This window comes from Neobacillus sp. OS1-32 (assembly GCF_030915425.1).
In the GTDB taxonomy this organism is placed as follows: Bacteria; Bacillota; Bacilli; order Bacillales; family Cytobacillaceae; genus Neobacillus; species Neobacillus paridis.
Genome location: NZ_CP133263.1, coordinates 2115341 through 2127431, shown reverse-complemented (window position 1 = coordinate 2127431; position 12091 = coordinate 2115341). Strand labels below are relative to the sequence as shown.

The following is a 12091-nucleotide window of genomic DNA, read 5'->3' as shown; positions in this document are numbered from 1 at the left end:
ACATGAAGAGAACAATAACAACCCGAGGAATCACTATTGGTAGGGGGATTCCTAAAATTTGTGTGCCATTGGTTGGCCGCACGGTAGCCGAATTAATCGAGGAGGCGGCCGCCTTAAAAACAATTGATTACGATATTGTCGAGTGGCGGGCCGATTATTTTGAACAGATTGAGGATATTGGAAAAGTAGAGGAAACACTAAGCCAAATTCGGGCCATTCTCCAAGATACGCCAATTATTTTTACCTTCAGAAGTGCTAAAGAAGGTGGCGAAAAGGAGGTTGGCACAGCTTATTATATTGAATTGAATAAAGCCATCATTGAAACTGGCCTGGCGGACATCATAGACATAGAGTTACTTAATGAAGAAACAATTGTGAAATCATTAGTGAAAACGGCACATAGCAAAGGGGTATTGGTCATCATTTCGAATCATGATTTTGAGAAAACACCTTCAAAGGAAGAGATTATTGCACGGCTGCGAAAAGCGCAGGAATTGGAAGCAGATTTACCGAAAATTGCTGTGATGCCAACAAGTTCCAGCGATGTTTTAACATTGTTGGTAGCGACAAACATAATGTATGAACAGTATGCAGACCGACCGATTATCACGATTTCAATGGGGAGTAAAGGAGTAATCAGCCGCCTTGCCGGAGGAACGTTTGGATCAGCATTGACCTTTGCTTCTGCCGGCAAGAAGTCCGCTCCTGGTCAAGTAGAGGCAGCAGAACTGAGAAGAGCATTACATCTGTTACATTCCTAATTTGGGGATTAAAATTCTTTTGGCTAAATGTCGGGGAAATAGGCCGAGTTACAAATGAATAAACTGGAAAATATATCAGCCAATCTGACGCAATAATGAACAAATTGTCAGGTTGGCTTTTTTTGATCAGAAAAGAAAAAACTTTCCTATTTGCCATAAGTGTAACTTTGCCTCTGTCTTCGCCCTAACGACTCGCCAATCGGTGAGTCTTCAGTATATAAAAATGTATAACGATTCAACCTTATATGTAACCGCTGTCAATTAAATTATTTGATATTTGCAGAAAAATTGGTCATTTTCCTGTTGAATAATTATATACATGTATGTATAATAATTCATTATCTAAGTAACGCGTGGGAGTGGAAAAAATGAAAGCTGCAATTATTGGCGGTACAGGATATGGTGCGATTGAATTAATCAGACTTATCCACCAGCATCCCTATTTAGATGTAGGCTCGGTTGTTTCCAACTCTCAAGCAGGAAACAATTTCAGTGAAAGTTATCCTCATTTATCAGGATTAACCGACCAGCCGTTAGGAAAATTTGACCCGGAAACGATCGCAGAAAACCATGATATTGTGTTTTTGGCGACGCCATCAGGTGTGAGCAGCAAGCTTGTCCCGCAGCTGATGGAAACAGGGATTAAATGTGTTGATCTGTCCGGGGATTTCCGGCTAAGGTCGAGCGAACAATACGAAACGTGGTATAGGCGAAGGCCAGCCAATCATGAATATATACAACAAGCTGTTTACGGATTAAGCGAAATCTATCCGGAGCAAATAAAAACAGCAGCATTGATTGCCAACCCGGGCTGCTATCCAACCGCAGCAACCTTGGGATTAATCCCGATTTTAACAACAAATCAAGCTGATTTAGCATCCATCATCATTGACGCAAAATCCGGAGTTTCAGGGGCAGGAAGAGGACTTTCCTTAACCTCCCATTATGCGGAAATAAACGAAAACTTAAAAGCTTATAAACTGGGAAGCCATCAGCATATTCCGGAAATTGAGCAAGTCCTTTCAGATGAAAGCGGTACTCCCATCACGATTAGTTTCACAACTCACCTGGTGCCAATGACAAGAGGGATTATGTGCACAATGTATCTTACATTAAACGAATCTATTTCAACGAAGGAAGTTGTAGATTTATACACTAATTTTTATAAAAATAAATCCTTTGTCCGAATCAGACCGGAAGGAAACATTCCGGCAACGAAAGAAGTGCACGGAAGCAACTATTGTGATATCGGGCTTCATGTCGATAGCCGAACAAACCGGCTGACCGTCATTTCGGTAATTGACAACCTGGTAAAAGGAGCTGCCGGGCAGGCAATTCAAAATGCGAACTTAATGTTTGGTTGGGATGAACGAAGTGGTCTTAACCAACTACCAATCTATCCATAAAATCGTTTCAGGGAGAATAAGGGGGAAATTTAATTGGCACAGGTAACAACAGGGAGAGAAATAGTCATTTTAAAAGATGAAAGTGTGACCTTACCAAAGGGGTTTAAGGCGGGCGGTTTGCATTGCGGATTGAAGAGAAAAAAACTGGACCTAGGTTATATCACCTCGGCGGTTCCGGCAACCGCTGCTGGCGTCTACACGACAAATGTGTTTCAAGCAGCACCGCTCGTGGTAACGCAGGAAAGCCTGGCAAAGGAAAATAAAATTCAGGCTATTGTGGTTAACTCGGCCAACGCCAATGCCTGCACAGGCGAGCAAGGGTTAAAGGATGCCTATGAAATGCAAAGTCAATTTGCTGCTGAACTTGGCGTCAAAGACCACTTAGTAGCGGTTACATCAACAGGGGTCATTGGCGAGCTTCTGCCAATGGATAAAATTAACACAGGAATTAAGCAACTCCTTCACAAAGACAATGAAGGAGTAAATAATTTTCTGCAGGCAATTTTAACGACCGATTTAATGGTCAAACAAATTGGCGTGCAAATGAACATTGATGGGAAAACTGTCAGCATCGGCGGTGCAGCCAAAGGCTCGGGAATGATCCATCCTAATATGGCAACAATGCTCGGATTTGTGACCACGGACGCTAACATTGCATATACAGACTTATCTAGTGCACTAAAAGACATCACAAACGAAACATTTAACATGATCACGGTGGACGGAGACACAAGTACCAATGATATGGTTGTCGTCATGGCAAACGGCCTGGCAGGTAATGGTCAGCTCACAAAAGATCATCCCGATTGGGAGGTTTTTTACGCAGGGTTAAAGACTGTTTGCGAAGCATTGGCCAAAAAAATTGCCCGCGATGGTGAAGGGGCGACGAAATTAATTGAAGTCAAGGTAGCTGGTGCATTCAGTCAACAAGCAGCCAGAGCCGTCGGAAAAGCCATTATTTCTTCCAATCTGGTAAAAACGGCTATCTATGGTACCGACGCCAACTGGGGCAGAATTGTCACGGCAATTGGCTACAGCGGCGTGCCGATTGACCCAAATTCAATAAAGGTCTCGATTGGAGCCTATCCGGTTTTTGAAAACGGCTTGCCTACCCCATTCGATGAGGCCAAACTGAAACAATACTTGGAACAAGAAAATGTCCAAATCGTTGTGGAATTAAATCAAGGTGATGTAAGTGCCACTGCCTGGGGATGCGATTTAACCTACGATTATGTCAAAATCAACGCATCCTACCGCACATAAAAGGGGGCCTTTTCCATGAAATACTTAGTAATAAAATGCGGCGGGAGTGTATTGGAAAACCTTCCTAAGTCATTTTATCAGGATGTGATTTCCCTTCATCAATCAAGGGAATGGATCCCGATTATTGTCCATGGCGGCGGTCCGTTAATCAATCAATTGTTAAAAAGCCTGGATGTTGAGACACGCTTTGTGGACGGATTAAGGGTTACGAGCAAAGATGTATTGGATGTTGTCGAAATGGTCTTAAGTGGCATGGTCAATAAGCAGGTTGTTCGCAAGATTATCGAGGCAGGAGGGAATGCCATCGGTGTCAGCGGGGTGGACGGCAGCCTGCTCCAGGCAGCTCCAGCACAAAATGCCAAACAGTTAGGCTTTGTCGGAGATGTAATTGGAGTTAACGATGAAGTCATTGATGGAGTCATCCAACAGGGCTATATCCCGGTCATTTCCCCGATTGGAATTGACGGTAATGGTCAGCGCTATAACATTAACGGTGATGTTGCAGCCTCTGCGGTAGCGAAAGCATTAGGAGCCAATCTTTGTTTTATCAGTGACATCCCCGGGATTCTGGTTGAAAAAGATGGGGTAAAGACGAAAATGGATGTGGTTTCCAAATCGATTATTGAAGAAATGATTGACAATCAAACGATTTACGGCGGCATGATTCCAAAAGCCAAGGCAGCGATCGATGGTCTTGTTCACAATATCCGCGAGGTGGCCATCATTAACGGATTTGAGAAAAATAGTCTAATAGATTATACACAGGGTAAAAAAATTGGTACAAAAATTGTTCTAGAAGAGGAGATAGCAGGATGGGCCACAATACATTAGTCTCGCAAATTTCACCGGTAATGGCAACCTACAGCCGTTTCCCGGTAACACTGGTCAAAGGAAAAGGAAGCTATGTCTGGGATGATCACGGTCAGCAATATTTGGATTTTACTTCAGGGATTGCCACTTGCAACCTTGGTCATGTTCCCGATTGTGTAAAAGAGAAACTGGCGGAGCAGCTCGAAAACCTATGGCATTGCTCCAACCTTTATCATATTCCCAATCAGGAGGAACTTGCCGGTCTTCTTACAGCCAACAGCTGCGGTGATCAAGTGTTTTTTTGTAACAGTGGAGCCGAGGCAAATGAAGCCGCGATTAAACTGGCAAGATGCTACGCCAGTAAAGTAAAGGGCAGCAATTTTCCCGAAATTGTCACCTTTAAGCAATCATTTCATGGCAGGACGCTGGCCACTCTAACAGCCACTGGGCAGGAAAAAATTCAGCACGGTTTTTCACCGTTAATGCCGGGATTTAGTTACTTGCCGTTTAACGATAACGATGCCCTTGAGATGCTGCAAACAATCAAGCCGGCAGCGGTTCTTCTTGAATTGGTTCAAGGCGAAGGCGGGGTCATTCCTGCTGATCAGAAGTGGGTGCAGGCACTCACTCGGATTTGCCAAGAAAACGACATTCTGCTAATGGTCGATGAGATTCAAACGGGAATGGGCAGAACAGGTACGCTGTTTGCCTATGAACAATATGATATTAAGCCGGATGTAATCAGCGTTGCCAAAGGGCTGGGATCAGGATTCCCAATCGGAGCGATAATTGCCAAACAAGAAGTGGCCAAAGTTTTTGAACCAGGCAGCCATGGCAGCACATTTGGCGGCAATCCGCTAGCAACGGCAGCTGGAGTTGCCACTGTTTCACGGATGATTAACAGCGACATCTTAAGTGATGTTCAGGAGATGTCCGTCTACCTTGATTGCCAACTCGAAAGCCTGAAGGCTCAATTTTCAGCCATCAAGGATATCCGCGGCAAAGGGCTCCTGAAAGGACTGGTTGTGGAAACGAATGCGTTAGACATCGTAAAACAAGCGATCAGCCACAATTTGTTAGTGCTAACCGCCGGTCCCAATGTAGTTCGGATCCTGCCACCGTTAACGGTAACTAAAAGTGAAATCGATGAATTTGCGCAAAAGTTGGAACAGGCATTCCAAGGTATAGAGAAAGGCGAGTGAGGCTTTATGGAACAAGGATATCTTACTTTGGAAACAGGGGAACTGTTTGAAGGGGTACTGATTGGTGCAGAACACGATTCACTAGGAGAAGTTGTCTTCAATACAAGCATGACTGGCTATCAAGAGATTATTACGGATCCATCCTATGCCGGGCAAATTATCACCTTCTGCTATCCGCTAATTGGTAATTATGGCATCAATGCTTTAGATAATGAAAGCATTACCCCGGCGCTTGCCGGTGTCGTAATCGGCGACCTTTGTGAAACACCGAGCCATTATCAATCAATTGAAAAGTTTTCTGAAAAACTAAAGCAAGCTGGAGTACCCGGGCTTGCTGGCGTCGATACGAGACTGTTAGTGAAAACCATCCGCAGCCGGGGAACCGTCAAAGGCTATTTAGGCAGGGAGAAGGCAATCGCTTTTCCTTCTCAGGAACAAACCCCATTTTGGGTGGAAAAAGTTTCGACGAAAGAGCAGCAGTTTTTTAAAAATCGCGGTCCTCATGTTGTCTTAGTTGACTTTGGTTATAAAAAGTCAATTCTCACGGCGTTGCTGGCTGAAAACTGCGCCGTCACGATTGTCCCATATCATACAACGTTTGAACAAATAAAATCCATACAACCCGACGGGGTTCTGTTTAGCAATGGTCCTGGCGACCCGATGGCGTTAAAAAAATGGTTCCCCGAATATAAAAAGATCAGCCAGTATTTCCCAACTCTGGGGATTTGCTTGGGTCACCAGCTGATTGCCCTAGCCTACGGGGCGAAAACGGAAAAGCTTACCTATGGTCACCGTGGCGGTAATCACCCTGTGAAAGAACTGGCCACCGGAAAAGTCAAAATAACCGCACAAAATCACAGCTATGTGGTCATCGATGAAAGTATTGACAGCAAGGTGTTTGAGGTTACTTACCGCAATGTCAATGACCGCTCAATCGAGGGCTTAAAACATAAGCATTATCCGATTCAATCGGTGCAATTTCATCCCGAAGCACATCCGGGACCAAGTGATACAGAATACATTTTAACAGGATTTGTCAGAGAGATCGCGTCATTGGGAGAGACAAAATATGCCGTTAAATAAGCAGTTGAAAAAAGTACTTGTGATAGGCTCAGGTCCGATCGTTATTGGTCAGGCTGCAGAATTTGACTATGCCGGAACTCAAGGCTGTATTGCCTTGAAAGAAGAAGGACTGGAAGTTGTCCTCGTTAATAATAACCCGGCGACGATTATGACCGACGAAGCAGTGGCCGATAAGGTCTATATCGAGCCGCTTAATGTTGCCACGATTGAAAAAATCATTCAAAAAGAACAGCCTGACGGAGTGATTGGCACACTTGGCGGGCAGACCGGTTTGAATTTGACTGTGGAGCTGTTTGAACAAAAAATTCTTGAAAAATACAATGTAGCCCTCCTTGGAACGTCAGTCGAATCGATTAAAAATGGCGAGGATCGCGAACGGTTCCGCAATTTGATGCTAAAAATCGGGGAGCCGATTCCCGAATCAGCGATCATCCAAAGCTATGAGGAAGGCGTTCAATTTGTTAACAAAATTGGCTTTCCGGTGATTATCCGTCCGGCATTTACGCTTGGCGGAGAAGGCGGAGGTTTTGCCTATAATGCAGAGGAACTGGAATTGGTCCTGAAAAAAGGGCTGGCAGCCAGTCCGATTCACCAAGTGCTCGTCGAAAAAAGCATCAAAGGCTGGAAGGAAATTGAATATGAGGTTATGCGCGATGCCAATGATACGTGCATTATCGTTTGCAATATGGAGAACATGGACCCGGTCGGCGTCCATACCGGTGACTCCATTGTCGTTGCTCCGTCGCAAACACTTACTGATGTACAGTATCAAATGCTCCGCGATGTTTCGATAAAAGTAATCCGGGAACTCGAAATTATAGGCGGCTGCAATATCCAGTTCGCGCTAAATCCAAATTCCAATGAATATTATATTATTGAAGTCAATCCGAGGGTCAGCCGTTCATCAGCACTGGCCTCAAAGGCAACCGGTTATCCAATTGCCCGAATGGCGGCAAAATGTGCGGCCGGCTACCACTTGGATGAGATTTTGAACCCGATAACCGGCAATACGTTTGCCTCCTTTGAACCGGCTATTGATTATATTGTCGTCAAACTGCCGCGCTTTCCGTTTGATAAATTTCCAGAAGCCGACAGAACGCTCGGAACCCAAATGAAAGCTACCGGAGAAGTGATGGCGATTGATCGGACTTTCGAAGGGGCGCTTAATAAGGCGATCCGCTCCATGGAAATGAATGTTTACGGCCTCTGCCGCCGGATGAATCAATCATTGCCAGAAGCAGACCTTTTGGAATTGCTGGAACAAGCCAATGACCAGAGGCTTTTTATTATTGCCGAGGCGTTTCGAAGAGGCATTTCGGTTACAAAAGTTCAGCAATTAACCGAGATCGACCCTTGGTTTTTGCACAAAATTAGCGCCATCGTGGCCGTAGAAACAGAACTGGCAGGCTTCCATTGGGACAATGTTCCTGAATCTCTGCTGATCCGGGCGAAGAAGATGAATATCGCCGACAAGCTGCTAGCGCAAATCTTTATAATTCCGGAAAAACAAATAAGAACTAAGTGGCAGGAACTTGGTATCAAACCCGGCTATAAAATGGTCGATACGTGTTCGGCAGAATTCGATGCGGTCACCCCTTACTATTATTCTACTTATCATGGCTTTGACGAAGTAGAAACAACCGATGCGAAAAAGATTCTCGTTATTGGCTCCGGGCCAATCCGGATTGGGCAGGGAATCGAATTCGATTATTGCTCGGTGCATGCCGCAAAAGCGCTCAAGAAACACGGCTATCAGGCGGTTATCATCAATAACAACCCAGAGACGGTCAGTACCGATTATTCCGTCGCCGACCGGCTTTATTTTGAACCGCTCACCGTCGAAGATGTGCTTCATGTGATTGAAAAAGAACAGGTGGAAGGTGTACTGATTCAATTCGGCGGGCAAACCGCGATTAATCTTGCCCACGATCTTGAAGAAGAAGGCGTTCCGATTTTGGGCACGACTGTGAGAAATGTAGACCGTCTCGAAGACCGAAAGGAATTTTACCAGCTGCTCGAAGATTTGAATATTCCTCATATCGAAGGAAAAACCGTTTTCCACGCAGAGGAATTGCTTACAGCAGCGGCTGATTTAGGCTATCCGGTACTTGTGAGACCGTCCTATGTCATCGGCGGGCAGGCAATGTTCACGATTTTTTCGGAAACGGAACTGCATGATTATATGAACCAGCTTAATCAAAATGCCAATGAGAAAATGTGGCCGTTACTAGTTGATAAATATTTACCGGGACTGGAATGCGAAATTGATGTCATCAGTGATGGTGACAGCATTGTCATTCCGGGAATCTTTGAGCATATTGAAAAAGCCGGCGTCCACTCCGGCGACAGTATCTCCGTGTTTCCGCCGATTTCAATGTCTCAGGAGATAAAAGCAACTTTAATAGACTATGCTTCAAAAATTGCCAAAACGGCTCCGGTTATTGGGATGATGAACATCCAATTCGTCGTTTATGACCAGCAGGTTTACGTTCTGGAAGTCAATCCACGTTCATCACGGACGGTGCCAATCATCAGTAAAGTAACGGGGATTCCAATGATTGAGTGGGCGATTGGCGTTCAATTGGGCGATGCGTTAACTAAATTTTCTGATGCCCCGGGCTTGCAGCCGGAACCGTCATATTTTTCCGTTAAGGCCCCGGTTTTTTCCTCTGGAAAGCTAAAAGGAGTCGACCATGTTCTTGGTCCGGAAATGAAGTCCACCGGCGAGGTGCTGGGAATGGGGGCAACCTATCTTGAGGCACTAGCTAAAGTCATTCCGGCTTTGACAGGAAATAGCGGGGCAGACTATCTCTTATGTTCGATTTCCGACCGGGAAAAACCGCAAAGTCTGCCGATTATCCGTGAGCTTGGAAAAAATTTAAAGATTGCCGCAACAGAGGGCACGGCTGCTTTCCTTCAAGAGCATGGGGTTGAGGTTGAAAAGGTACTTCGCAATGAACAGGATGTTGACAGCCTGTTTCGCCAGCAGGCGGTAAAGGCGGTTATCAATATACCCAATCAGGGCCGTAATAAAATGAAATTTGGCTTTCGCATCCGTGAACAAGCGATTCGCTATAAGGTGCCGGTATTTACCCATTTTGACACGGTGCAAGCAATGATGGAAATGGGCAAAACCAGTAACGCTGCTATCAATGTAAGGACGCTAAGTGAATATTACAAATGGGGAGAGAGAGGATCAATCCATGTCGGAAGCTATTAAATATCAATTGAAGTCAAAAGATTTTTTACAGCTGGCTGATTTTTCCACTGAAGAAATTCATTATCTGCTGGAAGTGGCGCAACAATTAAAGGCCGAGCAGAAACAGGGGATTCCGCATCCATATTTAACTGGAAAGGTGCTGGGGATGATTTTTGAAAAATCATCCACCCGCACCAGGGTGTCCTTTGAGGTTGGCATGCTGCAGCTTGGCGGTCATGCGATATTCTTGAGCTCAAAGGATATCCAGTTGGGCAGAGGGGAAAGTATTGCCGACACGGCCAAAGTGCTTTCCAGATATGTCGATGGGATCATGATTCGGGCGTATAGTCATGAATCTGTTGAAGAATTGGCAGCACATGCCACGATTCCGGTCATCAATGGCTTAACCGACCTGCAGCACCCGGCTCAGGTTTTGGCAGATTTGTTGACCATCCTCGAACATAAAGGGAAGCTGGCCGGCTTAAAGCTTTGCTACATCGGTGACGGCAATAACAATGTGGCCCATTCCTTAATAGAGGGTGCCGTTAAAGTAGGGATGGATATTAACATTGCCAGCCCTCCCGGATACTTGCCGAATGGAATAATCACTGAAAAGGCAATTGCTGCCGGAAAACTGAGCGGAGCGACTGTCACGATCACCAATGACCCGATCCAAGCAATTAAAAATGCAGATGTGGTCGTAACCGATGTCTGGACCAGCATGGGTCAAGAGGAGGAAGCAGCCAAGCGTCTGAAGGTTTTTACCCCCTATCAAGTAAACGAGGAACTGTGCCAACAGGCCAATGCCGATTTTATCTTTTTGCATTGCCTTCCCGCTCACCGTGGTGAAGAAGTAACAACGGGTATCATTGATGGGCCGCATTCAGTTGTTTTTGATGAAGCAGAAAACCGGCTTCACGCCCAAAAGGCAATTTTAAAATTATTACTTGCAGAATAGTCTTTATTTTTATAAAAAATAATGTATAATAATTCTATTCAGTGAATTTTAATACAAAAGGGAAAGTAAGGGGAATAAAAATGGCTAAAGAGAAGATTGTGTTGGCATATTCGGGAGGCCTGGATACTTCCGTTTCTGTAAAATGGATTCAAGACAAGTACGGCTACGATGTCATTGCATTGGGACTTGATGTCGGAGAGGGAAAAGATTTAGAGGCAATTAAAACAAAAGCTTTAAATGTCGGTGCCATCAAAGCTTATATCCTTGATGCCAAGGAAATGCTCGCTAAGGACTATATTTTACCAGCATTAAAAGCGAATTTATTATATGAAGGAAAATATCCACTGTCCTCGGCGCTATCACGCCCGCTGATTTCAAAATTGCTAGTTGATGTCGCCGAAAAAGAAGGAGCAGTTGCCGTGGCCCACGGCTGTACGGGAAAAGGGAATGATCAGGTGCGCTTTGAAGTGTCGATCCAAGCGCTCAACCCAGATTTAAAAGTGGTGGCTCCCGTTCGTGAATGGGGCATGACCCGTGATGAGGAAATTGCTTATGCCGAGAAGAATGGGATTCCGATTCCGGTTGATTTGGATAATCCATTTTCGATTGATGCCAATATTTGGGGCCGTGCCTGCGAGGCTGGCGTCCTCGAAAATCCATGGGCCGAGGCTCCGGAAGAAGCTTATGATTGGACCAATCCAATTGAATTAACCCCGGATACTCCGGAATATATCGAAATTGAATTTGAACAAGGCGTACCAGTCGCTCTGAACGGCGAAACATTACCGCTTGTTCAATTGATTGAGGCATTGAATCTAATTGGCGGCAAGCACGGTGTCGGCCGGATTGATCATATCGAAAATAGATTGGTAGGAATTAAATCACGGGAGGTTTACGAAAACCCGGCAGCCCTTATTTTAATTAATGCTCATAAGGAATTGGAGTTTTTGACTCTGCCGCGTGAAGTTACCCAGTTTAAAACCCAGGTCGAACAGCAGATGGCCAAAATTGTCTACGAAGGCCTTTGGTACTCACCATTAAAAGCTGCCCTTGATGCGTTTGTCGAAGAAACACAAAAAGTGGTGTCAGGCACCATTCGCGTGAAGCTGTTTAAAGGAAACCATACAGTGGTTGCCCGGAAATCGCCGCACAGTTTATATAACGAAGAGCTGGCAACCTATACAAAAGGTGATGCCTTCGATCACAATGCAGCTGTTGGGTTTATCAAATTGTGGGGATTACCAACAAAGGTGTTCACCGAAGTAAATAAGAAAGAATCAATGGTAAAATAAACTGTGATGCCCCCGAAGCATATTCGGGGGCAATCTGCTTAAGTACTAACTTTTGAGAATTGCAGATATAATGAGCGAATCTACAGATATATTGAAAAACTTGCAGATATATCAGGC

General features: G+C 44.9%; 9 protein-coding genes. All 9 read left to right on the top strand.

The annotated features are described in order from the left end of the window. Positions 1-2: 2 nt before the first annotated feature. Positions 3-761 (top strand): type I 3-dehydroquinate dehydratase, encoded by a 759-nt coding sequence (gene aroD / locus RCG24_RS10810; RefSeq protein WP_202654845.1) that lies wholly within the window; start codon positions 3-5, stop codon positions 759-761. 368 nt (positions 762-1129) lie between these two features. Then, positions 1130-2167, top strand: coding sequence for an N-acetyl-gamma-glutamyl-phosphate reductase (gene argC / locus RCG24_RS10805; protein WP_308079060.1), 1038 nt, complete (start codon positions 1130-1132; stop codon positions 2165-2167). Positions 2168-2200: 33 nt separating this feature from the next. Beyond that, complete coding sequence (gene argJ, locus RCG24_RS10800) at positions 2201-3430, top strand: bifunctional ornithine acetyltransferase/N-acetylglutamate synthase (RefSeq protein WP_308079059.1); 1230 nt, start codon at positions 2201-2203, stop codon at positions 3428-3430. Between the two features lie 15 nt (positions 3431-3445). Continuing rightward, on the top strand, positions 3446-4261 hold the full coding sequence (gene argB, locus RCG24_RS10795) for an acetylglutamate kinase (protein WP_308079058.1): 816 nt from the start codon (positions 3446-3448) through the stop codon (positions 4259-4261). Further along, a complete protein-coding gene (locus tag RCG24_RS10790) occupies positions 4243-5442 on the top strand; it encodes an acetylornithine transaminase (protein ID WP_308079057.1) in 1200 nt (399 codons plus the stop codon). The genes argB and RCG24_RS10790 overlap by 19 nt, the downstream gene beginning before the upstream one ends. Positions 5443-5448: 6 nt before the next feature. Then, positions 5449-6525, top strand: a complete 1077-nt coding sequence (locus RCG24_RS10785) for a carbamoyl phosphate synthase small subunit (protein ID WP_202654850.1) — start codon at positions 5449-5451, stop codon at positions 6523-6525. Beyond that, positions 6512-9745, top strand: a complete 3234-nt coding sequence (gene carB, locus RCG24_RS10780) for a carbamoyl-phosphate synthase (glutamine-hydrolyzing) large subunit (protein ID WP_308079056.1) — start codon at positions 6512-6514, stop codon at positions 9743-9745. Before RCG24_RS10785 ends, carB begins: the two co-directional genes overlap by 14 nt. Further along, the gene (gene argF / locus RCG24_RS10775) at positions 9729-10682 is read left to right on the top strand and encodes an ornithine carbamoyltransferase (protein ID WP_308079055.1); all 954 of its coding nucleotides are present in this window, start codon (positions 9729-9731) and stop codon (positions 10680-10682) included. Before carB ends, argF begins: the two co-directional genes overlap by 17 nt. Before the next feature lie 80 nt (positions 10683-10762). Further along, complete coding sequence (locus RCG24_RS10770; protein ID WP_308079054.1) at positions 10763-11974, top strand: argininosuccinate synthase; 1212 nt, start codon at positions 10763-10765, stop codon at positions 11972-11974. Positions 11975-12091: the final 117 nt, after the last annotated feature.